The organism is Rhodococcus sp. MSC1_016 (assembly GCF_023667485.2).
Classification (GTDB): Bacteria; Actinomycetota; Actinomycetes; order Mycobacteriales; family Mycobacteriaceae; genus Rhodococcus_F; species Rhodococcus_F oxybenzonivorans.
The window spans coordinates 6,717,664-6,744,513 of record NZ_JAMOZI020000001.1; the positions used below are offsets into that span (position 1 = coordinate 6,717,664).

A 26,850-nucleotide genomic window follows, 5' to 3' on the forward strand; every position below is an offset into this window, starting at 1 on the left:
GCGAGGTTGAGTTCGAGTGTGCCCTGGACTACGTGAGGTACCCATTCCGGAGACGGGAGAAGAGCGCCGGCTCCCGCCTCCCTCTGTCTCGGCAGACTCACCGCGCGCGCTGATCCTGTCGGGGATCCGTTTCCGAAGGGAAAGACAGTGGCACCCGCCAAATCGCAGAAAACGGCCAGTTCGGGTCCGGGTCACGCGGAACCGTTCCCCCTGTCGGCAGCGCAACGGGCCACCTGGTTCGCTCAGCAACTCGAACCCAGGGTCCCGATCTTCATCGCCCAGTACGTCGAATTCGCCGGCGCACTCGACGTCGACCTGCTCCGGCGGGAGACGGTCGAGGCGGCTCGCGAGTTCGAGTCCCCATTGCTCAAGGTCGACGACATCGACGGTCAGCCGCTGCAGTACGTCGACCACGCGACCGACACGTCGATCGCCTACCTCGACTTCCGCGGCGAAGACAATCCCGAGGCGGCGGCGCACGACTGGATGGAACGTGACTACGTCACCCCGATAGACCTCAGCACCGATCGCCTGGTGGAGACGTCCATCCTGCAGATCGGTGACACGCATTTCCTCTGGTACAGCCGGATTCACCACGTGGCGCTCGACGGTTACGGTGCCATGACGATGCTGCGCCGCATCGCGCACCGCTACTCCGCGTCGGTTGCCGGTCGGGCGCCGGATGCGAACCGTGCGGTGAGCCTGCGGCAGCTGTACGACCTCGACAACCGGTACCGCACGTCCGACCGATTCGTCAGCGACCGGGAGTACTGGGCGCAGCGGGTGGCCGGGGTCGACGGGACCACCCTGGCTCGCACGACGGGACACGTGTCGGCCACCAGCACGGTCGAGAGCGCCGCACTGTCCGAGGCCGTGGTGGCGGTGCTCGATTCCCGCGACAGTCTGTCGGCGGCCACCCTCATCGCGGCTGCCGCCTGCTATCTGTCGCGGCGTACCGGCAGGACCGATGTGCTGGTCACCATCCCGGTGTCGGCGCGGACCACAGCGGTGTTGCGCAATTCGGGCGGGATGCTGGTCAACGTGGCGCCGTTGCCGGTCAGTGTTCGCGGGGAGGACACCGTCGGCGAGCTCGTCGAACGGGTGCAGCGCGAACTGGTGGGTGCGTTGCGGCATCAGCGGTGCAGTCTCGACGACATCCGCCGCGATGCCGGCGACAAGGCGGCGGAGCTGTACGGGCCCATGGTGAACGTCATGCTGTTCCGTCAGGAGGTCGCGTTGGGCCCCTTGACGGGGGATTTCCACATCGTCACGTCCGGTCCGGTGGAAGACCTGCTGATCAACGTGTACCAGAGCGGGACCCCGACCAAGATCTTCGTCGACTTCCGGGCCAACCCCAGCCGTTACGAGCGCACCGAGCTGCGGGAGCATCATCGACAGTTCCTGGAGCTGCTCGAGGAACTCGCCACCGCCGATCCGCAGTCGCGGGTGGACAGTGTTCACCGGATCAGTGCCCGCACCGGTGAGCGCCTGCTGCGCGAGGCGGCGGAAGTGGAGTACTGGCGTAGGCAGCTGGGTGGGCTGCCCGACCTGCTGCCGTTGCCCAGTGACCGGCCGCGGCCCGCGCAGCTGTCGCAGGCGAGTGATCGAGTGTCCGTGATGCTGACGGGTGCGCTGCACCGACGTGTCGCCGGACTCGCCGCGGCCGCGGGCACCACCACCCGCACGGTGTTCCTCGCGGCTCTGTCGGTTCTGCTCGGCCGGGTTACCGGCAGCGAGGACCTCGCAGTGGGAATTCCGGTGGACGTGAGCGAGCGCACCGATGTCGTCGTGGTCCGGACCCGGTACGCGGGCGAGGCGTCGTTCCGGGACTTCCTGCATCAGGTCCGGGACGTCGCCGCCGAGGCGACGGCACACACCGAGGTCCCGTTCCAGCAGCTGGTGCGGGAACTCGACATCTCCGTGTCGGATGCGTACGCGCCGATCTTCCAGGTGCTCCTCGACACCCGGGAGGACAGCGCGCGCAGTGCGCCCGTCGCCGGCCTCGATCTGTGCGCGTCGGTCACCGAGGCGATCGACGAGTCGGGTGAACCGGCGGGTGTCACCGTCGAATTCGGCTTTGCAGCCGACCTGTTCGACCCTCACACCATTCACATCGCGGCCGAGCGCTTCGGCCGCATCCTCGACGCGGTGGCCGCGGACCCGGACGTTCCGATCGGCGACATCGCCATCCTGTCCGACCAGGAACGTGCCGCGCTGACTCCGGTGCGGGGCCTACCCGGCCGGTCCGAGCGAACCCTGCCCACCCTGTTGGCAGACGCTGCGGCGCTCGATCCGGCGGCGACGGCTCTGTACCAGCAGGGCGAGAAGGTGTCCTATCGGGAATTGGACACCTGGTCGACCCGGGTCGCGCGAGTGCTGATCGATTTTGGGGTGGGCCCGGAGTCGTTCGTGGCGACGGCATTGCCGCGGTCGTTCCGGTCGGTGGCCTCGGTCTGGGCGGTCACCAAGACGGGTGCGGCGTTCGTGCCGGTGGACCCGAACTATCCCGCCGACCGAATCGACTACATGCTCGGCGACTCCGGTGCGGTGGTCGGTCTGACGGAAGAAGCACTGCGTGAGCGGTTGCCCGACTCGATCCCCTGGCTGGCGCTCGACGATCCCGATTTCCGGTCCGAGTGCGCCGCCCGGTCCGACGCGCCGCTGACCGAGGGAGACCTCAATGGGCCGGTGTCGCTCGACAGCGCCGCGTACCTGATCTACACGTCGGGCTCCACGGGGCGGCCCAAAGGCGTGGTCGTCACGCACCGTGGTCTGGACTCCTTCTCGGTCGACCAACGAGAGCGGTTCGGCGCCACCAGATCGTCTCGCACGCTGCACTTCTCGACGCCCAGTTTCGACGCGTCCGTGTTCGAGTACCTGCAGGCATTCGGGGTGGGGGCGACGATGGTCATCGTGCCGCCGACCACCTACGGGGGCACGGAGATCGCCGATGTACTGCGATCGGAGCGCGTCACCCACGGCTTCATCACCACGGCGGCGCTCAGTACGATTCCGCCGGATTCGCTCGGCGACTTCCTCGACGTCGTCGTGGGCGGGGAGGCCTGCCCGCCCGAACTGGTGGCCCGGTGGGCGCCGGGCCGCCGGCTGCACAACGCGTACGGCCCCACCGAGACCACCGTGATGGCGAACATCAGTGCGCCCATGACACCCGGCGGCCCGATCACCCTGGGTGGGCCGATCCGCGGCACCCAGCAGGTGGTCCTGGACGCTCGGCTGCATCCGGTACCCGTCGGCGCACCGGGCGAGTTGTACATCACCGGTGCCGGTGTGGCCAGGGGTTATCACGGACGGCCCGCGCTCACCGCTGTGCGGTTCGTCGCCGACCCGTACGGCCCCGGGCGGATGTACCGCACCGGCGACGTAGTGCGTTGGCGGCCCGACTACACGCTGGAATATCTGCGGCGCAGCGACTTCCAGGTGAAGGTTCGAGGATTCCGGATCGAGCTCGGCGAGATCGACGCCTTACTGCAGGCGCATCAGGACGTGCGGTTCGCGGTCACGATCGGGCGGCCGGGCCCGTCCGGGGACACCGTGCTGGTGTCGTACGTCGTGCCGGCGGCCGGCAGGCCGATCCAGACCGCCGAGCTGTTGCGGCAGGTGCGGAATCGGTTGCCGGCGTACATGGTGCCCGCGGTTATCGTGGTGCTGGACGACATTCCGTTGAACCCGGTCGGGAAGGTGGACCGGGCAGCGTTGCCGGAACCGAAGTTCCTGTCCGCCGCCGCGGAGTTCCGGGCGCCTGCCGATCCGGTGGAGGAGTCGATCGTCGAGGTCTTCACGGAGATTCTCGGTGTCGAGCGGATCAGCGTCGACGACAGTTTCTTCGACCTCGGCGGCAACTCGCTGGTCGCGACGCGGGTGATCGCGCGGATCAATGCCGCTCTGGGATCGGACGTGGGCGTGCGTGCCCTGTTCGATGCACCCACCGCCGAACTGCTGGCCGCGCATATCCGGCGTGCGGGTATGGAACTCGCGGATCGCCGGCCTCTCGTTCGGGGTGAGCGGCCGCACCGGATTCCGCTGTCACTGGCGCAGCAGCGCATGTGGTTCCTCAATCAGTTCGACACGGGTTCGGTGGCTTACAACATTCCGATGGCGGTGCGGCTCCTCGGTCCGCTCGACTCGGACACCTTGAGGGACGCGGTCGGTGACGTGATCGAGCGGCACGAAGCGCTGCGGACCAGGTACCCCGCGTCGGCGGACGGCCCGTACCAGGAGATCGTCGACGCAGCACAGGTCATTCCCGACCTCACTCCGCGGGTCGATGGCGACGAGTCGCTGAACGAGCGGATCGAGACGCTTCTCGCCGTGGGGTTCGACGTCAGCCGGGCCGTGCCGCTGCGCGCCGCGTTGCTGTGGATCGGCCCGGACGAACACGTGCTCGTCATGGTGGTGCACCACATCTCGGCCGACGGTGCGTCGCTCGCACCGCTGGCCCGCGATCTCATGGTGGCGTATTCCGCCCGGCGGGCGGGTGCCCGGCCCAACTGGGAACCGTTGCCGGTGCAGTACGCCGACTACAGCGTGTGGCAGCGTGCGCTCCTCGGTAGCCCCGAGGATTCCGGCAGTCTCATGTCCCGGCAGCTCGGGTACTGGCGGGATACGTTGGCGGAACTGCCCGAGGTCACCGATCTGCCGCTCGACCGGAACCGGCCCGCCGCACGGTCACTTCAGGGTCGGTGCGCGTCGTTCCCCATCGACGCCGGTTTGCACCGGCAACTGCTTCTGCTTGCGCGCGAGCACAATGCGACGCTGTTCATGGTGATGCACGCGGCCTTCGCCGTGTTGCTGTCACGCATGTCGGGATCGGGCGACGTGGCCGTGGGCACACCGATCGCGGGGCGCGGTGAGGCGGCGCTGGACGACCTGGTGGGGATGTTCGTCAACACGCTGGTGCTCCGGACCCGGGTCCGGCCGGACGCCTCCTTCATCGACGTGCTCGCCCAGGCCCGTGACACGGACCTCGCTGCGTTCGGGCATACCGATGTGCCGTTCGAGAGCGTTGTCGACGAGCTCGCTCCGGTGCGTTCGACGTCGTATTCACCGCTGTTCCAGGTGTTGCTGGAGTTCCAGAACACAGTGCGAGCGCACCTCGAGCTGCCCGGTCTGACAGTCGAAGCGGTGGACGTCGACCCGGGTGTCGCCAAATTCGACCTGCAACTCTCCCTGGCGGAGCACTACGACGACAAGGGTTCTGCGGCAGGCATGTCGGCGGGTTTCCTGTACGCCACCGACGTCTTCGAGCGCGCGTCGGTGATCAGATTCGGGGAACGGCTCCTCCGCGTACTGCGGGCGGTCGTGACGGATCCGGCCACGACGGTCGGGGACATCGACGTCATGGGCGCGGTCGAGCGCGGCCTCGTGCTGGACCAGTGGAATCACGAGGGCGTCGGCGCCGGGTCGCTGACCCTCGTCGAAGCGTTCGCACGCGCGGCGGCCCGGACCCCGGATGCCGTCGCGGTGGTGTGCGGCGAAGACAGTATTACCTACGCCGAACTCGAGGAACGCGCAAATCGTTTAGCCCGATTGCTGATTGCGCGTGGTGTCGGTACCGAATCTTTGGTCGCCGTGATGGTGGACAGGACACCGAACCTGATTGTTGCGTTGCTGGCGGTACTCGGGGCCGGCGGCGGCTACGTCCCGGTCGACGTCAGCTATCCGGCCGAGCGCGTGGCCGCGATGTTCGAGGATGCGCACCCGGTGTGTGCTGTGGTGAGTGCGGAGTTCGGGGCCCTGGCGCCGGACGGCACTGCGCTGGTGGTCATCGACGATCCGGCGACGCACCGCGCCCTGGACAGCTTCTCGGGCCTGCCCGTCACCGACTCGGACCGGTTGCGTCCGCTACGGGCGGACGCCGTCGCCTACGTCATCTTCACGTCGGGTTCGACCGGACGACCGAAAGGTGTTCAGGTATCGCACCGCTGTGTGGTCGCGTTGCTTGCCAACACCCAGGACCTGTTCGGGTTCGACTCGTCCGATGTGTGGACCCTCTTCCATTCGTACGCCTTCGACTTCTCCGTGTGGGAACTGTGGGGGGCACTCGTCCACGGGGGCCGGCTGGTCGTGGTCGACTACTTCACCGCACGCTCGCCCGATACCTTCCTCGAACTGCTGCACCGGGAGCGGGTGACGGTGTTGAACCAGACGCCGACCGCCTTCTACCAGCTGATGGAGGCGGATCGTGCGGCGAGCGTAGTCGAGGACGCCGACGGGTCGGCTCTGTCGTTGCGGTACGTGATCTTCGGGGGTGAAGCGCTCGACCTCGGTCAGCTCGGCCGGTGGTACTCCCGGCACGACGACCGTGCACCCGTACTCGTCAACATGTACGGCATCACCGAGACCACGGTGCACGTCAGCTTCCTCGCACTCGATCGCGCGCTGGTGTCCGCCGCGTCCGGGTCGGTGATCGGCGGCGGGCTCCCGGGGTTGCGGGTGTATGTCCTCGACGGCCGCCTCCATCCGGTGCCGCCCGGTGTGGTCGGCGAGTTGTACGTGTCCGGCGAACAGGTGTCCCGCGGGTACGCGGGCCGATCCGAGCTGACGGCACACCGTTTCGTTGCCGACCCCTTCGCCCGCGACCGGGTGGGTGCGCGCATGTATCGTTCCGGCGACATCGTGCGGTGGGGCTCCCACGGTCGGCTCGAGTACGTGGGCCGCAGCGACTTCCAGGTACAGCTTCGCGGCTTCCGAGTCGAACTCGGCGAAGTGGAGGCGGCCCTCGCCGCGTGTGCTGGGGTGGCGCAAGCGGTGGTCGTGGTCCGCGTCGACGACCGTGACGGCGATCGGTTGGTGGGGTACGTCGTTCCCGAGGCGGGCGCCGCCGTCGACCCGGCAGCGGTACTCGATGCGGTCGGGGCGTCGGTACCCACGTACATGGTGCCGTCGGCAGTGGTGGTTCTCGACGCGCTGCCTCTGACCGTGAACGGCAAGCTGGATCGTAAAGCGCTGCCGGAACCGGACTTCGGCACGGCGACGGTAGGGTTCGTCGCTCCCCGCAACCCGGTGGAGGAGATCGTCGCCGCGGTGTTCGCCGACCTTCTCGGCATCGCGCGAGTGGGCGCGCACGACAACTTCTTCGACCTGGGCGGGAACTCGCTGACCGCCACTCGGCTGGTGGCACGCATCAATGCCGCAGTCGGGGACCGTCTCGGCGTGCGCGACGTGTTCGACGCTCCCACCGTGGCCGGGCTCGCCGCCCGTGCCGAGGCGGGGATCGCGGTGGACTGGGTGCGGCCGGCACTGACCCCGAGGGATCCGGCGCGCGAGGTCCCTGTGTCGCTCGCGCAGCAGCGGATGTGGTTCATCAACCAATTCGACACCGCGTCTTCGGCCTACAACGTGGCCATCGCCCTGCGGCTCGCCGGCACGCTGGATGTACCTGCCCTGCAGGCGGCGATCACCGACGTCGTCGAGCGGCACGAGTCGCTCCGCACCGTCTTTCCGCTGACCGATCGGGGGCCGCGGCAGGTGATACTGCCCGCCGCCGAGGTGGTGCCGATTCTTCACCCGGAGCCCACCACCGGCCTGGACAACCTTCGTGAGCAGGTCGACCGGTTACTGTCGACGGGTTTCGATGTGACCGTCGAAACCCCGCTACGGGCCCGGCTGTTCGAGCGGGGCGTGGCCGAACACGTGCTCGCCGTCGTGGTACACCATATCGCCGCCGACGGCTTCTCCATGGTGCCGCTGGCCCGCGACGTTCTGGCCGCGTACACCGCCAGACACCATGAGACCGCACCGGATTGGCGGCCCTTGCCGGTTCAGTACGCCGATTACACCCTGTGGCAGCGGGATTGGCTCGGTCCCGAGAACGATCCGTCGTCGCCGCTGGCACGTCAACTCGGCTACTGGACCGCGACGCTCGCCGACCTTCCGGACGTGCTGGAACTTCCCACGGACCGGCCGCGTCCGCCTGCCCGTTCTCTGGAGGGCGGCCGGGTCGAGTTCAGGATTCCTCCCGAACTCCACCAGGACATCGTGCAGGTCGCGCGCACCCACGGCTCCACCGTCTTCATGGCCCTGCACGCGGCCTTGGCGGTGTTGCTGTCGCGACTGAGCGCCTCGGACGACATCGCCGTCGGCACCCCGATCGCGGGACGAGGCGAGGCCGCGCTCGACGACGTGGTGGGAATGTTCGTGAACACCCTCGTGCTCCGCACCCGCGTCGACGGAGCCCGCACGTTCGCCGAACTCCTCGCCGGCGTACGCGAGACCGACCTGGGTGCGTTCACCCATGCGGACGTCCCGTTCGAGCGGGTCGTCGAAAGCCTGCGACCCTCGCGGTCGACGGAGTACTCGCCGCTGTTCCAGGTGATGCTCGAATTCCAGAACACCGAGCGGCCCGTCCTGGAACTGCCGGGACTGCACGTCGAAGCGCTGGACCTCCCCTTCGACACGATCAACTTCGACTTGCAGGTAAGCATGCGCGAGAACACCGACAGTGACGGCGCTCCCGCCGGTATCACTGCCGCGCTCGGGTACGCCACCGACATCTTCGACGAAGGCACCGTGGCCGGCTTCGCGGAGCGCCTGGTCCGGATCCTGGCCGCAGTCGCCGCCGATCCCGACGTCCGGGTGGGCGACGTCGACGTGCTCGCCCCACCGGAGCGGGCCGCCCTGACCTCGGTGACCGGTGGCCCCGGCGTGCCCGCGCGCACGTTGCCCGAACTGTTGATCGACGCCGCCGCCGTCGATCCGGCCGCCGAGGCGCTGTCCTTCGAGGGGCAGCGCGTGACCTACCGTGACCTCGACGACCGGTCGAACCGGCTCGCGCGGCTCTTGATCGCACGCGGGGTGGGTCCGGAACATGTGGTTGCGCTGGCATTGTCGAGGTCGATCGAGTCGGTAACGGCGGTGTGGGCGGTGGCGAAGTCCGGCGCCGCCTTCGTGCCGGTCGACCCGAACCATCCCGCCGAGCGCATCGAGTACATGCTCGACGACTCCGGCGCCGTGGCCGGCCTCACGACGACCGAGCTCCGGCCGTCCCTTCCTGGTGCGCTTCCGTGGCTGGCGCTCGACGATCCCGGGATGGAGGCGGAGCTGGCGCTTCTCCCGGCGACGGCGGTGTCGGATACCGACCGGACGTCGGCCCTGCAGGTCGATCACCCCGCGTATCTGATCTATACCTCGGGTTCGACCGGCAGGCCGAAGGGAGTGGTGACCACACACCGCGGACTGGCGAATTTCGCTGCGGCGCAGCAGCGCACGTTCGCCACGACGTCGACGGCACGAGCGCTGCACTTCGCCTCCCCGAGCTTCGACGCCTCGATCCTCGAGCTGATGCTCGCGGTGGGGCCGGGCGCGACGATGGTGATCGCGTCGCCGTCCGTGTTCGGCGGCGAGGAATTGTCGAACCTGCTCCGTCGTGAGCGGGTCACCCACTGCTTCGTGACACCTGCGGCACTGGCCTCCGTCGACCCTGCCGGGCTCGACGACCTGGTCTGTGTGGTCACGGGCGGCGAAGCCTGCCCGCCCGAGCTGGTGGCACGCTGGGCGCCGGGCCGGAACATGTTCGACGCGTACGGGCCGACGGAGTCGACGGTGGTGTCGAGTATCAGTTCCCCGATGGTGCCGGGTGAGCCGGTGACCATCGGGGCACCCACTCTCGGCTTCGGTGAGGCCGTCCTCGACGCGCGGTTGCAGCCGGTGCCGGTGGGAATCGCGGGCGAGTTGTATCTTGCCGGTCCGGCGCTCGCGCGCGGGTATCACCGCCGCTACGCCCTCACCGCCGAACGTTTCGTCGCCAACCCGTTCGGGCCGGCCGGCAGCAGAATGTACCGGACCGGTGACCTCGTGCGGTGGATGAAGGACGGGCAACTGGAGTATCTGGGGCGCACCGACTTCCAGGTGAAGATCCGCGGCTTCCGGATCGAACTGGGCGAGGTGGCCTCGGCGTTGCTCGCACACGAGGATGTGGCGGCCGCCGTCGCGGACGTGCGGCACAGTGCAGGGTCGGCCGATCGCCTGGTCGGGTACGTGGTTCCGGTGCCCGGGGCCGTCCTCGACACGGGGGCGCTCCTCGACTTCGCCGGTTCTCGCCTGGCGTCGTACATGGTGCCTGCCGCGATCGTGGTGATCGAGGCGCTGCCGCTGACCGTTCACGGAAAGCTCGACCGGAAGGCATTGCCGGAACCGGATTTCGGTGCTGTCGCCACCGGCGGGCGGGCGCCCGGCACGGAGACGGAGGAATTGCTGGCCGCGTTGTTCCGGGACGTGCTGGGACTGGAGTCGGTGGGGGTGGAGGACTCGTTCTTCGCGCTGGGCGGCGACAGCATCATGTCCATCCAGTTGGTGGCGCGGGCGAAGGCGGCGGGGCTGATCCTCTCGCCGCGTGATGTCTTCGAGCGTCGCACCGTGGCGGGCCTGGCTGAGGCGGCACACCGCGAGCGAGCGGATTCTGTTGTCCTCGAAGAGCTTCCCGGTGGCGGTGTCGGTGCGGTACCGCCGACGCCCGTTGTCGCGTGGATGCTCGACCGCAGCGGGGGTACACTGAACCGCTTCTCCCAGGCGGTGCTGGTGACGGCGCCCCCCGGGCTCACCCACGAGGATCTCGTCGGTGCCGTCGGCGCGGTGCTGGATCGGCACGACATGCTACGTGCACGACTCACCCGGGACGACGGGCAGGAAGGCCTGGGCGGGCAGTGGGGGATGACGGTGCTGCCGTCGGGGGCCGTGTCCCCGGAAGCGGTGATCCACCGCGTACCCGTCACGTCGCTCGACGGCGAGAAGTTCGCCGCCATCGCGGCCGCCGCACTCGATGCGGCGGCGGACCGCCTGGATCCGGCCACCGCGAGCATGGTGCAGGTGCTGTGGTTCGACGGCCCCGGCGGGCTCGGACGTCTGCTGCTGGTCGCCCATCACCTGGTGGTCGACGGGGTGTCGTGGCGCATCCTGATCACCGATCTGGCTGCGGCGCACGCACGCATCGCCGAAGGCTTCACCACGGCGTTGCCGGGCATCGGCACGTCGATGCGGAGATGGGCGCACGGATTGGTGGACGCCGCGGAACGACGACGCGACGAAGTCGAGCTGTGGCGAGCCATGCTCGACGGCGCCGACCCACTTCTCGGTTCCCGGCCGCTGGATCCGGCGATCGACGTCGACACTGCACAGGGCAGTATCACCGTCGAGGTTCCGCCGAGCGTGACGGGCGCCCTGCTCACCACTCTTCCCGCGGCGTTCCACGGCGCCGTCGGTGACGGCCTTCTCACCGCGCTGGCGCTGGCCCTGATTCGTTGGCGTCGGCAGCGCGGTGTCGACACGACCGATGCCCTGATCAATCTCGAAGGTCACGGTCGCGAGGACCACGTCGTCCCCGGTGCCGACCTGTCCCGGACCGTCGGCTGGTTCACCAGCCTGTTTCCCGCACGTCTCGACCTCACCGGTATCGATGTCGATGCCGTCCTCGCCGGCGGTGCCGCTGCCGGAACCGCGATCAAGACGGTCAAGGAACAACTCCTCGCGATCCCCGACCACGGGATCGGGTTCGGGCTGCTCCGGTACCTGTACCCGGAGACCGGGGAGATGCTCCGCCGGTTCCCGCCGCCGCAGGTGAGCTTCAACTACCTCGGCCGGGTGGCGACCAGCGCGGGTGACGTGCCCTGGCTTCCCGTCGAGGGCAGCTCCGATCTCGGGGGAACACAGAACCCCGACATGCCTGTGGCGTGGGTCGTGGATGTCAACGCCGCGACGACCGTCCGGGACGGCGACCCCGTGCTGACGGCAACGTGGACGTTCCCGACCGGTGTGCTCCGCAGTGCGGACGTGGAAGAGCTCGCCGACCTCTGGGTTCGGACCCTCACCCTGCTGGCCGAACATGCGAACCGGCCCGACGCCGGCGGCCTGACACCGTCCGATCTCGCTCTGGTGTCCCTCGGGCAGGTGGATATCGACCGCCTGAAGAACACGTATCCCGCACTCGCGGACATCTGGCCGCTGTCGCCGTTGCAGGCGGGCCTGCTGTTCCATGCCCAGTTGTCCGAGGAACACGTCGACGCCTACATGGTCCAGTTGGTCCTCGACCTGCACGGCGTCGTCGACGCCGGTCGCCTGCACCGTGCCGCGCAAGGCCTGCTCGACCGGCATTCCAACCTGCGAGTGGCATTCGCCGAGACGAGCACGGGACCGGTGCAGGTAGTCCTCGAATCCGTCACGGCGCCGTGGTCGCACATCGACCTGTCCGGGCAGCCGAGCTCCCGGATCACCGCGGAAGTTGCGGCGGCGATGGCCATGGACCGCGCACTCCCGTTCGACATGTCCGCGGCGCCGCTGCTGCGATTTACGTTGCTGCACACCGCACCCGGGCGTTACCGACTGGTGCTCACGCACCACCATATCCTTCTCGACGGGTGGTCGACGCCCTTGGTGATCAAGGACCTGCTCGTCCTGTACGCCACCGCGGGCGACACCACCGCGCTCCCGGCGGTCACCTCCTACCGTGACTACCTGCAGTGGATTGCGACACAGGATTCCCAACGGTCCACCGGCGCCTGGGTGTCCGCACTCGCCGGTGCGGACGAGCCGACCATCGTGGCACCCGCCGCGCGCGGCGAGCAGAGCTTCGCCGACCCGGAGGACGTGCGCCTGGACGTGGCTGACGAGAAGACCCGGGTGCTCGAGGCACTCGCCCGCGCGCGCGGTCTCACGACCAACACGCTCGTGCAGGTCGCCTGGGGGCTGGTACTCGCGACACTGAGCACCCGCGAGGACGTCACGTTCGGAGCCACGGTGTCCGGACGTCCGCCCGCGATCGCCGGCATCGAGTCGATGGTCGGCCTGTTCATCAACACCGTGCCCGTCCGGCTGCGCCTGCGCCGCGAGGAGACACTTGCCGAACTCCTCGAAAGGTTCCAGGCCGAACAGTCGGCCCTCCTCGACCACCACTACGTGGGCCTGACAGAAATCCAGCGCGCCGCGGGAGACGGTGCCGTCTTCGACACGTTGACCGTGTTCGAGTCGTATCCGGTGGACCGGATGGGGCTGTCGGAGAACACGGACATCGACGGCATGCGGCTCGCGGGGGTCGAGGGGATCGACGCCACCCACTATCCCCTCACCCTGATCGCGCATGTGGACACGGCACTGCATCTGCGCCTGCGGTACCAGCCGGCCGTGATCGACAGCGAGTTCGCCGAGTCGGTGGCGGCCCGGGTCGCCCGGGTTCTGCAGATCATGCTGTCGGACATCGACATTCCGCTCGCCCGGCTGACCCTGCTGTCGGAGGCGGAACTGCAGGAATACACCGCCGTGTCCGGCGCACCGTCCGGTGCACCACGCACGCTGCCCGAGTTGCTCACCCAGGCTGCCGGCGAGCGTCCCGGCGCCGCCGCACTCCTCTTCGAGGGACGGGAGACGAGTTACCGCGAACTCGACGAGCGATCCAACGCCCTGGCCCGCGTGCTGCTCGCGCGGGGCGCCGGACCGGAAACGTTCGTGGCACTCGGCCTTCCACGCTCACCGGAGTCGGTGCTGTCGGTGTGGTCGGTCGCCAAGGCTGGTGCTGCGTTCGTGCCGGTGGACCCGAACTATCCCGCCGACCGCATCGAGCACATGCTCGCCGACTCCGGTGCGGCGCTCGGGGTGACGACCTCCGCGTACCGCCACCGCCTACCCGATTCGGTGCCGTGGCTGGTGCTCGACGACCCGGATGTCGACGACACTCTGGCCGCCGCGTCCTGCGCTCGCGTCACCGACGTCGATCGCCGCTCACTGCTCGTTGTCGACCACGCCGCGTACGCGATCTATACCTCCGGCTCGACCGGCCGACCGAAAGGTGTCGTCGTCACCCACCGCGGGCTGGCGAATCTTCTCGCCGAGCAGAGCACGCACTACAGCATCTCCCGTGAGGCGCGCTGCCTCCACATCTGTTCTCCCAGTTTCGATGTGGCCATCCTCGAGCTGATCCAGTCGTGCGCCGCCGGGGCGACGCTGGTCATCGCGCCACCCGGAATCTACGGCGGTGCGGAACTCGCGGCGCTGCTGCGGCGCGAACGCGTCACCCACGCCTGCATCACTCCGGCGGTACTCGCCACGGTGGACCGCGACGGCATCGAGCACCTCGAGGTGCTCGTGGTGGCCGGCGATGCGGTCGGTGACGAACTGGTGGCCAACTGGGGTGTGAGCCGGGCCATGTTCAACGGGTACGGGCCCACCGAGGCCACGATTCTCACCACGTTGAGCCGGCCGATGATGCCGGGTGAGCCGGTCACGATCGGCAGCCCGGTGCGCGGCATCACCCTGTCCGTTCTCGACCCGCGACTGCAGCCGGTGCCGGCCGGGGTGCCGGGCGAACTGTACATTTCAGGACCGGCCCTGGCCCGCGGGTACCACCGTCGTCCGTCACTCACCGCCGAACGGTTCGTTGCCAATCCCCACGGCGCCGGCCGGATGTACCGTACCGGTGATGTCGTGCGGTGGCGCCGCGACCACACCCTGGAGTACCTCGGGCGCAGCGACTTCCAGGTCAAGATTCGCGGGCAGCGGGTCGAGCTCGGGGAGATCGACTCCGTCCTCACCACCCACCCGAATCTGGACTTCGCCGCCACCGTGGGCAGGCCCGGCCCGCTCGGCGACACGGCGCTGGTGTCGTACGTCCTGCCGCACGACGGCGAGGAAGTGGTGGCGCCGGAGGTACTCGCGTTCGCGGGACGCATCCTGCCCAAGTACATGGTTCCCGCCGCCGTCGTCGTACTCGACGAGATCCCATTGACACCCGTCGGCAAACTCGACCGGAAAGCGTTGCCGGCACCCGACTTCGCGTCGACGTCCGCGGGTTTCCGGGCGCCTGCCACACCGGTCGAAGAAGCTGTCGCACGGGTCTTCTCGGAGGTCCTCGGAATTGCGCGGGTCGGGGTCGACGACAGCTTCTTCGAACTGGGCGGCGATTCACTCAGCGCCACTCGCGCGGTCGCACGCATCAACGCGGCACTCGACGCCGGGATCGGGGTGGCCGCCCTGTTCGACGCACCGGTAGTGGGAGACCTCGCCGTGCGGATCGAGTCGGCGGCCACCGCGAGTGTTCCCTCGGAGGCTCTCACCGCCCGGCCGCGTCCCGAGCGGATACCGTTGTCGCTGGCTCAGCAGCGCATGTGGTTCATCAACCAGTTCGACACCTCGTCGCCGGCGTACAACATTCCGATCGCACTGCGACTGACCGGTGTACTCGACCGTGCTGCCCTGCTCGCGTCGGTCGGTGACGTCGTGGAGCGGCACGAATCCCTGCGCACCGTGTTTCCCGGTTCGATCGACGGGCCGCACCAGGTCATCGTCGATCCGGGGCGGGCAACCCCATCCCTGCACCCGGTCACCGTGTCCGGTGAGCGTGACCTGCGGGACGCGATCGCCGCCCTGGCGGCCACCGGCTTCGATGTGAGCGTCGACGTGCCTTTCCGGGCAACTCTTTTCGAGGTCGACGCCGAGTCGCACGTCCTCGCCATCGTCGTCCATCACATCGCGGCCGACGGGTTCTCGATGATGCCGCTGGCCCGCGACATCATGCTCGCGTACACCGCCAGAACCATGGGGGAGACACCCGCGTGGACTCCGCTGCCGGTGCAGTACGCCGACTTCAGCGTGTGGCAACGGAGCGTTCTCGGCGCCGAGGAGGACCCCGACTCTGTTCTGTCGAGACAACTCGGGTACTGGACCCGCACCCTGGCCGGGTTACCGGAGGTGCTGCAGATCCCGCTGGACCGGCCGCGCCCGGCCCAGCGCTCGTACCGGGGCGACGTCGTGGAGTTCACCGTGCCCGCGCGGCTGCACACAGCGCTGAACGAGATGGCCTCCGAGCATAATTCGACGCTGTTCATGGTGGTTCATGCCGCCTTCGCCGTGCTGCTGTCGAGGTTGTCGGGAACGGACGACGTTCCGATCGGCACACCGGTCGCCGGCCGGGGGCAGGCGGTACTCGACGACGTCGTGGGGATGTTCGTCAACACCCTGGTTCTCCGGACTCCGGTGGACGGTGGGGCATCCTTCTCCGAGGTGCTGACCGCGGTGCGCTCGGTAGACCTCGGTGCATTCGAGCATGCCGACATCCCGTTCGAGCGGCTGGTCGATCAGCTCGCCCCGGAGCGGTCGACCGCTCACGCCCCGCTGTTCCAGGTACTCATCGAGTTCCGCAACGCCACCGGCACCCGCCTCGAGCTGCCCGGCCTCGTCGTCGACTCGCTCGAGGTCGATCTGGGCGTCGCGAAGTTCGACCTCGAACTGAGTCTCGCCGAACACGTCGACGAGGACGGCGCCCCGGCCGGAATCGGCGCGGGTCTCCGATACGCCACCGACGTACTCGATCGCGCATCCGTCCTCCGTCTCGGGGAGCGCTTCGTGCGTCTACTCGAATCGGTGACCTCCGACGCGTACACGCCCGTCGGGGACATCGACATCCTCGACCCGGGCGAACGCGACCGCCTCCTGCCCGTCGCCGTCCCTGCCGAGGCCGAGCCGGCCGAGCCGGTGGCGACACTGCCGGAGCTCTTCGCCCGTGCCGCGGAACGGAACCTCGCAGCGACGGCCGTCGTGTACGAGGGCGCTGCGCTCACGTACCGAGAACTCGACGCGAGGTCGAACCGCCTCGCACGGCTCCTGATCGCTCGAGGCGCAGGCCCCGAATCGCTGGTAGCGGTGGCCACAGCGCGATCCCTCGATCTCGTGGTGGCGTTGCTTGCGGTGGTGAAGTCGGGCGCGGGGTACGTTCCGGTCGACGTCACGTACCCGGCCGAGCGGCTGGCTTTCCTGTTCGGCGACGCCCGGCCGGTGTGCGTGCTGACCACCGAGGCAGAAGCCGAATCGGTGCGCGCGCAGGGCTTTCCGACCATCGCTGTGGACAGCCCCGACGTCGAGGCCGAACTGGGTGGTGTGTCGGCCCAGCCGGTGTCCGACGCGGAGCGGACCGGTCCACTGCACCCGGATTCCGTCGCGTACGTCATCTACACCTCGGGGTCGACGGGGCAACCGAAAGGCGTTCAGGTATCGCACCGCAACGTCGGCACCCTCTTTGCACACACTCAGCCGCTATTCGGGTTCGATGCCTCCGACGTGTGGACCATGTTCCACTCTGCTGCGTTCGATTTCTCAGTGTGGGAGTTGTGGGGGGCCCTCCTCCACGGCGGACGGCTCGTGGTGGTCGACTACTTCACCACGAGGACACCCGACACGTTCCTGCGATTACTCCGCGACGAGCGGGTGACCGTGCTGAACCAGACGCCTACCGCCTTCTACCAACTGGCGGAGGAGGACCGGGTGGCCGGCGGCGCCGAGTTGGCACTGCGTTACGTCATCTTCGGCGGTGAAGCCCTCGACCTGGCGCAACTGACCCGCTGGTACAGCCGGCACGACGACTCGGCGCCGACATTGGTCAACATGTACGGCATCACGGAGACGACCGTGCATGTCAGTCACCTGCCGATGACCGAGGCGCTCGCCGCCGGGGCCTCGGCGTCCGTCATAGGGCGGGCACTCCCGGGACTGCGCGTGTACGTGCTCGACGGGCGACTCCACCCGGTGGCGCCGGGAGTGGTGGGCGAGCTCTACGTGTCGGGCGCGCAGGTCTCGCGCGGATACTTCGGCCGGTTCGCCCTCACCTCCACCCGGTTCGTCGCAGATCCGTACGCGCCGGGTTCCCGGATGTACCGGTCGGGCGACCTGGGTCGGTGGAATGCGGACGGGCAGCTGGAGTACCTCGGCCGCAACGACTTCCAGGTTCAGGTGAAGGGCTTCCGGATCGAGCTCGGTGAAGTGGAATCCGCGCTCCTCGCCTGCGAAGGGGTGGCGCAGTCGGTCGTATTGTCGCGCCGTGAACGATTGGTGGGATACGTCGTACCCGAGGCAGGCCGGTCGCTGGACCCGTCGTGGATCATCGAAACGCTGGGCGGCCGGCTGGCCGCGCACATGGTTCCGGCCGCCGTGGTGGTGCTCGAGAGCCTGCCGCTCACGGTGAACGGAAAGCTCGACCGGCGTGCGCTGCCTGATCCCGACTTCGGGCGGCAGGTGTCGATCGGGCGTGTTCCGGCAACCGAGACGGAACGCATACTCGCAGATCTGTTCGCCGAGGTGCTGGGTCTCGAGTCGGTCGGCGTCGACGACTCGTTCTTCGCCGTCGGCGGCGACTCCATCATGTCGATCCAGCTCGTCACCCGGGCGAAGGCGTCCGGGGTGGGCATCACCCCGCGGGACGTGTTCGAGCGCAAAACCGTGGCCGCCCTCGCCGAGATCGCGACGGCGGGAGAGCAGGCGATCACCCTCGACGAGTTGCCCGGGGGAGGTGTCGGCGAGGTTCCCCTCACGCCGATCGTGCAGTGGATGCTGGGCCGGGGAGGAGACTTCCGCCGCTACTCGCAGGCGGCACTGTTCACCACCCCCGCCGACCTGGACGCGGCCACGCTGACGGCGGCCCTGCAGGCGGTCCTCGACCGTCACGACATACTGCGGGCCCGGCTGTCCCGAAGCGAACGGGCGGAGCACGGTTGGTCGATGGTGGTGCAGCCGACCGGCTGGATGCGGGCCACCGCGGTCGTGCGCACGGTGCCCCTCGACCTCCCGGACACCGAGCGAGGAACCGAGGAGACGTTCGGTGACATCGCTGCGCGGGAACTCGACGGGGCCACCGACCGGCTCGACCCGGAGTCGGGCGTGATGGTTCAGGTGGTGTTGTTAGAGAGCGCGGCCAGCCCCCGGACCGCCGGACGGCTGTTGATCGTCGCCCATCACGTCGTCGTCGACGGGGTGTCGTGGCGGATCCTGATCCCCGACCTCGCCACGGCGTGCGCCCAGGTGCAGTCGGGGGTGTCGCCGGCCCTGTCCGCCGTCGGAACGTCGATGCGCCGGTGGGCGCACGGGCTTGCCGACGCGGCGCTGGAACCGAGTCGCATCGAGGAACTCGCGTTGTGGCGAGGGATGCTCGGCGCACCGGACCCCCTGCTCGGCTCCCGAACCCTCACCGCATCCGACATCCGGACCGCCGAGGTCGAGGTCCGGGTGCCGGTGGACGTGACCGAGGCGCTGCTGACCGCGGTCCCGCAGGCCTTCCACGGCAGCGTGGGGGACGGCTTACTCACGGCCCTGAGCCTGGCACTCGTGCGATGGCGGCGGGACCGCGGAATCGAATCCGACGGCGCCCTCGTCACTCTCGAAGGACACGGACGTGAGGAGCAGGTGGTACCGGGGGCGGATCTCGCCCGGACGGTGGGCTGGTTCACCAGCATCTTCCCCGTCCGGCTCGACCTCACCGGGGTGGACGTGGACGACGCCTTCGCCGGAGGCCCGGCGGCGGCGATCGCGCTCAAGGCCGTGAAGGAACAACTGCACGCCATCCCCGACCACGGCATCGGTTTCGGCCTTCTGCGGTATCTCAATCCCGAGACGGCGCTCCCGCTGTCGGCTCTGCCCGCACCGCAGCTGAGCTTCAACTACCTCGGAAGGCTCGGAGCCGCCGCCTCCGGGGACGGCGATTGGATGCCGATATCCGAGGCCGGACTGGCCGAGGCCGCACACACGGGTCTGCCCGTGCCTGCTGCCGTCGACGTGAACGCCAGAACCACCGACTCCGCCGCGGGCCCCGAACTGGCCGCCACGTGGGCGTTCCCGCTCGGGGTGCTCACCACAGCGGATGTCGGTGAACTGGCGCAGCTGTGGGTGTCTGCCCTCGCCGCCCTGACCACGCAGGTGAAGTCCGGGGGCGGCGGTTTCACCCCGTCCGATCTGAACCTGGTCCGTCTCGATCAGGGTGCGATCGACGACCTGGAGCGGCGTTACCCGTCGATGGTCGACGTGTGGCCGCTGTCGCCGTTGCAGGCGGGCATGTTGTTCCATGCCGAGCTGGCCGACGAGTCGGTGGATGCCTACCTCGTCCAACTGAGCCTCGAACTCGGCGGCCACGTGGACGCGTCCCGGCTGCACCGGGCGGCCGCCGCACTCCTCGAGCGGCACCCCAATATGCGCACCGCCTTCGTCCACGACACCGAAGGGCGGGCCGTCCAGGTCGTGGAACGCGGAGTAACCGTGCCATGGCGGGAGATCGACCTGAGCACGTTCGGTGACGAGGGAGCCGTCGTCGAACTCGAGCGGCTGCTCGCCGCCGACCGGACCACCCCGTTCGACATGGCGACGGCCCCGCTGATCCGGTTCCTGCTCGTGACCATGCCGGGCGGTCGATACCGGCTGGTGTCGACGAACCATCACATCCTCCTCGACGGCTGGTCGATGCCGTTGCTGATCCGGGAACTGCTCACGCTGTATGCCACGGACGCCGACCTGTCACCGTTGCCGCGGGTGCGCGACTATCGCGACTACCTCGCGTGGATGACCGGACGTGACCCCGACGCATCGGCCCGGGCGTGGGCGAATGCCCTTGCCGGCGTGGAGGAACCGACGTTGCTCGTTCCCGGGGACCGGGCCCGGCGCCTGTCCACCGTGTCGCGGGAGTGGGTGTTCGACCTCGACGAGGACCAGACCGACCGGTTGCGCGAGTACGCGCGTTCGCGGGGGCTGACCCTCAACAGCATCGTGCAGACCGCCTGGGCAATCGTGCTCGGGATGCTCACCGGACGGGACGACGTCGTATTCGGCGCGACCGTGTCCGGGCGGCCGCCGGAGCTGTCCGGCATCGAGACGATGATCGGCCTGTTCATCAACACCGTGCCGGTACGGGTGACGTTGCGCCCCGACGACACGCTGGGCGCGCTGCTCGAGCGGGTGCAGGCCGAACAGGCGGCCATGCTCGACCACCACTACACCGGTCTCGCGCAGATACAGGAAGTCGCGGGGGCGGGCGTGGGGTTCGACACGCTGACGGTGTTCGAGTCGTATCCGGTGGACCGCGCCGGGATGTCGGAAGACACCGATATCGCGGGCTTGCGGGTAATCGGCGTGGAGGCGGCCGACGCTGCCCACTACCCACTGAGTCTCGTCGCCTCGGCCGAGGCCAGGCTGCACCTGAAGTTCGAGTACCTGCCCGACCTCTTCGACACGCCCGCGGTCGAGAGCATCGCGGGGCGGGTGGTGCGGGTGCTCGAAGCCTGCGGCGGTCCCGACGTACCGCTCGCGGCACTGTCGCTGCTCACCGATCGCGAGCGCGACACGTTGGTGCCGGTGCGCGGCGCGCCGGGCGTCTCCACTCGAACGCTCGCACAACTGTTCGCGGACGCGGCCGCGCAGGATCCCGATGCGGTGGCGCTCTCGTCCGGCGACCGCGACGTGTCCTACCGGGAGCTCGACGAACTGTCGAACCGCCTTGCGCGCGTCCTCCTCTCCCGCGGCGCCGGCCCCGAAACCGCTGTGGCCGTCGGCATTCCGCGATCGGTCGAGTCGATGCTGTGCCTGTGGGCGGTGGCCAAGGCCGGGGCCGTCTTCGTCCCGGTCGACCCGAATTATCCCGACGAGCGCATCGCGCACATGCTCACCGATTCCGGATGTGCCCTCGGCCTGACGACGGCAGAACATCGGCCCCGGCTGCCCGGCGACACCACCTGGCTCGTTCTCGACGAACCGTCGTTCGTCGACGAGTGCGCGGCGGCGTCCGCGGCACCGGTGACGGACACCGAACGCGCCGCTCCGGTCACACTCGACAGCGCCGCCTACCTCGTGTACACGTCGGGTTCCACCGGCCTGCCCAAGGGTGTGGTGGTATCGCATCGCGGCCTCGACAACTTCGCGCGCGAACAACTCGCCCGCTTCAGCGCCGGTCCGGGATCCCGCACACTGCACTTCTCGACACCGAGTTTCGACGGGGCCGCGTTCGAATACCTGCTGGCGTTCGGAGCCGGAGCGACGATAGTGATCGCACCGCCCACGATGTTCGGCGGTGACGAACTCGCCCACCTCATCGCACGCAGGCGTGTCACCCATGCGTTCGTCACCACCTCGGCGCTCGCGTCCCTCGATCCGGCCGGACTGGAACACTTCACCGACGTCACCGTCGGCGGGGAAGCGTGCCCACCCGACCTCGTGTCCCGGTGGGCGCCCGGCCGCCGGCTGTACAACGGCTACGGGCCGACCGAGACCACGATCATGTCGAACATCAGCGAGCCCCTGGTCGCCGGTGAGCCCGTCACGATCGGCGGGCCGATCCGCGGGGTCACCGAGCTGGTACTGGACGCCCGCTTGCAGCCGGTGCCCGTCGGTGTCCCGGGAGAGCTGTACGTGGCCGGGGCGGGCCTGGCTCGCGGCTACCACCGCCGTCCAGGGCTCACCGCGGAACGTTTCGTGGCCGACCCCGCAGGATCCGGCGAACGCATGTATCGCACCGGCGATATCGTGCGCTGGACGGCCGACCGGACCATCGAGTACGTGGGCCGTAGCGACTTCCAGGTGAAGGTTCGTGGATTCCGCATCGAGCTCGGCGAGATCGACGCCACCCTCGCGGACGAGCCGGACGTCCGGTTTGCGGTCACCGTCGCGCATCGCGGTCCGGCGGGCGACACGCTCCTGGCGTCGTACGTGGTGCCGATACCCGGCCGCCACCTCGACACCGCCGAGATCGGCCGGCGCCTCGCCGAACGTCTGCCCGGCCACATGGTGCCGTCGTCGATCACCGTGCTGGAGAAGATTCCGCTCACCGCGGTCGGCAAGCTCGACCGCAGGGCCCTGCCGATACCCGATTTCGGACTTGCCGCAGGCGAATACCGCGCACCGGCGAATCCGGTCGAGGAGACGGTGGCCGACACGTTCGCCGAGGTCCTGGGCATCGACCGCGTAGGTGCGGACGACAACTTCTTCGACCTCGGCGGCAACTCCCTCAGCGCCACCCGCGCCGTGGCCCGTCTCCGCGGTGCCCTTGGCGCCGATGTCGGTGTCCGGGTGCTGTTCGAGGCGCCGACGGTCGCCGCGTTGGCCGCCCGCATCGAACACGCGGGCGCCGGCCCGTCGGGTCGCCCCGCCCTCACCGCGGGGCCGCGCCCCGACCGCATCCCGCTGTCGTACGCCCAGCAACGCATGTGGTTCATCAACCAGTTCGATACGTCGTCGCCGGCGTACAACATTCCGATGCTGGTGCGGCTCACCGGCGAACTCGACGTCGACGCACTGACTTCCGCGCTCACCGACGTCGTGACGAGACACGAATCGCTGCGCACCCGCTTCCCGCTCAGGGACGGTGAGCCCGTGCAGGAAATACTCGAACCGGCGGTCCCCGATCTCGCGCCGATCGCACTCACCGACGAGTCCGTGCTCGGACAGGAACTGACGCGGCTCGTGTCGACCGGCTTCGACGTCACCACCGCCCCGCCGCTGCGCATCGCCCTGTTCTCGCTCGGCGACGCCACTTCCATACTCGCCGTGGTGGTCCACCACATCTCGGCGGACGGATTCTCGATGGCGCCGCTGGTGCGCGACGTGATGATCGCGTACGAATCCCGCGTGCGGGGCCTGCCACCGGCCTGGACGCCGCTGCGCGTCCAGTACGCCGATTACACGCTGTGGCAGCGGCGACTGCTGGGCTCCGAGGACGATCCCGAGTCGTTGCTGTCGCGGCAACTCGCCTTCTGGGAGTCGAACCTGTCCGGGCTCCCCGAACTCCTCGAACTTCCCACCGATCGTCACCGGCCCGCTCAGCAGTCGTTCATCGGCGACCGGGTGCGGTTCGTGGTGGACGCCCATCTGCATGAGCGAATCCGGGCAGCGGCGCGTCTGCATCACTCGACGGAGTTCATGATCGTGCACGCTGCGCTGGCCGTGCTACTCGGCCGCCTCGGCGGTACCGGGGACGTCGTGATCGGCACCCCCATCGCCGGACGCGGCGAAGCGGCACTCGACGATCTGGTCGGGATGTTCGTCGGCACGCTCGCCCTGCGCAGTACCGTCGAACCGGGGCAACGCTTCTCGGGTCTCCTCGCGCAGGTGCGGGACGCGGACCTCGCTGCGTTCGCGCATGCCGACGTTCCCTTCGAGCGCGTGGTGGACGCGGTGGGACCGGTGCGCTCTACCGCTCATTCACCGATCTTCCAGGTTTCCCTGGAGTTCCAGAACAACGAGCGCCCCGTGCTGGCATTACCGGGACTGCGGGTGGAGGGCCTCGACCCTGCCCTCGACGTCGTGAAAGTCGACCTCGAGGTAATTCTCGCCGAGAAATTCGATGCGGACGGCGCGGCGGAGGGGATGGACGGTGCCATCGACTTCGCCACCGACCTGTTCGACGCGAGCACGGTACAGGGCTTCGCGGAGCGGTTCGTGCGTATCCTCACCTCCGTCACGGCGGACCCGCGGATCCCCGTCGGCGACATCGAGATACTCCGCGCCGACGAGGTCGCGGAACTGACGCCTGCCCGGGGACCGCTCGATGCGCCCGCTCTGTTGCTGCCGGACCTGCTGGCTGCGGCAGCCGAGCACAACCCGGCTGCGGCAGCGATCCGTTATCAGGGTCGGTCGATGTCGTACCGCGAGCTCGACGAGGCCTCGAACCGTCTGGCGCACAGACTGATCGAGCTGGGTGTCGGACCGGGAACTTCGGTGGCCCTGAGCGTGTCGCGGTCGGTCGAGTCGGTGCTGTCGGTGTGGTCCGTCGCCCGGACCGGCGCGGCGTTCCTGCCGGTCGATCCGGGATATCCCCTCGAACGGATCGAGCATATGCTCGCCGACTCCGCCGCGGTGTCCGGCATCACGGTCCGCGCACATCGAGATCGCCTGCCCGACCTCATGACCTGGCTCGTGCTCGACGATCCGGATGAAGAGAACCGGATAGCCGCACAGTCGCCCGACCCGGTCACCGATGCTGATCGCACTGCACCGCTGCACGAATGGCATCCCGCTTACCTGATCTACACGTCGGGCTCGACCGGAATGCCGAAGGGTGTGACGGTCACCCACCGTGGCCTGGCGAATCTGGCCGCCGAGGAACGCGACGTGCTGGCTGTCACCGACCACTCCCGGGTGCTGCACTTCGCGTCGCCGAGCTTCGATGCGTCGGTATTCGAATTGGTCATGGCATTCTGTGCGGGTGCCACCCTGGTGATCGCGCCGCCCACGATCTATGGCGGCATGGAACTTGCCGAACTTCTCGGCAGCGAACGAGTGTCCCACGGGTTCGTCACTCCCACGGCGCTGGCGTCGATGGACCCCGTCGGCTTCGAATCCTTGCGCACGCTGGTCGTTGCCGGAGAAGCCTGCCCACCGGAACTCGTCGCCCGCTGGGCACCGGGCCGCCGGATGTTCAATGCCTACGGGCCCACAGAAACCACGATCATGTCGAACATCAGTGCCGCTCTGGTGCCGGGTGAGCCGATCACCCTCGGAGCGCCCACCCGGGGTGTGTCGGAGGTGGTCCTCGACTCCCGGATGCGGCCGGTTCCGGTGGGTGTGGTTGGTGAGCTGTACGTGTCGGGGCGGGCACTGGCCGCGGGTTATCACCGTCGGCCTGCGTTGACGGCGTCGCGTTTCGTGGCCGCCCCCTGGGGTGCTCCGGGGGAGCGGATGTATCGCACCGGGGACGTGGTGCGGTGGCGGCGGGACGGAACGCTGGAGTATGTGAGCCGCAGTGACTTCCAGGTGAAGATCCGCGGTTTCCGCATCGAGCCCGGGGAGATCGACGCCGCTCTCACCGATCACCCCACGGTCGGGTATGCCGTGACGATCGGCCGGTCCGGGCCGAGTGGCGAGACACTGCTCGTGTCCTATGTGCGCCCGGCGGGAGGCGCGAACGTCGACACCGCCGAACTGATCCGCTTCGTCGGTGAGCGGCTACCCGCCCACATGGTGCCCGCCGCCATCGTCGTGCTCGATCAGATTCCGCTGACCCCGGTGGGAAAGTTGGACCGGGCCGCCCTTCCGGCGCCGGAGTTCCTCTCCGGGCACCGGTTCCGGCTGCCCGCGAACGATCTCGAGGCGGTGGTCGTCGACGTCTTCACCGAGATCCTCGGCGTCGACGAAATAGGTGCGGACGACAACTTCTTCGAGAGGAGCGGCAACTCACTGCTCGCCACCAAGGTGGCCGGGACACTTCAGCAAAGACTGGACCGAAAGATCCCGTTGCAGTGGATGTTCCTCGACCCGACACCGTCCGGGATCGCCCGCCGACTCGCCCTGCCGACTGCCGCGGGAGGAGTGGAGGATGTGCTGGCGGTGCTGATTCCGCTGCGCAATGAGGGCACAGGGCGCCCGCTGTTCTGCGTGCACCCCGGCATCGGACTCTCCTGGGGGTACGCCGGCCTCGTCCGTCACCTGCCAGCCGACCGCCCCGTCTACGGACTGCAACTGCCCACGATCAGCGGTGACGGTGAATACTCGTCTCTCGAGCAACTTGCGCACCGCTACGTCGAGGAAATGAAGGCCGTCCAGCCCGAGGGCCCGTACGACCTGCTCGGCTGGTCGCTCGGCGGCGTGATCGCCCACGCCATGGCCGTCGAACTGCAACACGCCGGTGACGAGGTCGGGGTGCTGGCCGTGATGGACAGTTATCCCGACAACGGTGAGGACCCGCTGTTCGGGAAGCTCGACATGAACGATCTCCTACGCGGACTCGGCCTCGTCGTCGACATCGAGGGCGACCTCACCTACGAAGAAGCGGCCCGGCTGCTCAACGAATCCTGGGGAACCGACTCCGGGGTGCGAGCCGAGCATCTCGAGCGGATCAACGCCGGGTACGAGAACTCCCGGAACCTGGTCCACCGCTTCGTGCCCCAGGTGTACGACGGCAGCCTGCTCATCTTCCCGGCGACCGCCGCCGACGACACCACCACGCGACCGCGGTCGGCGCAGGAATGGCAACCCCTCGTCACCGGGAACATCGACGAGCACCCGGTCGACTGCGGCCACAACGACATGATCGAGCCGCAGTCCCTCGCCGTCATCGGACCCGTGCTGACGCGATACCTCGAAGATCGAGGGTGAGGGTGAACGCCCCAC

General features: G+C 68.7%; 1 protein-coding gene. It reads left to right on the plus strand.

The genetic code is table 11. The annotated features are described in order from the left end of the window. Window positions 1–147 precede the first annotated feature (147 nt). Window positions 148–26,835 carry a non-ribosomal peptide synthase/polyketide synthase gene (locus L1080_RS31480; protein WP_250769514.1) on the plus strand — a complete coding sequence of 8,896 codons (26,688 nt, stop codon included), beginning with the start codon at window positions 148–150 and terminating at the stop codon, window positions 26,833–26,835. Window positions 26,836–26,850: the final 15 nt, after the last annotated feature.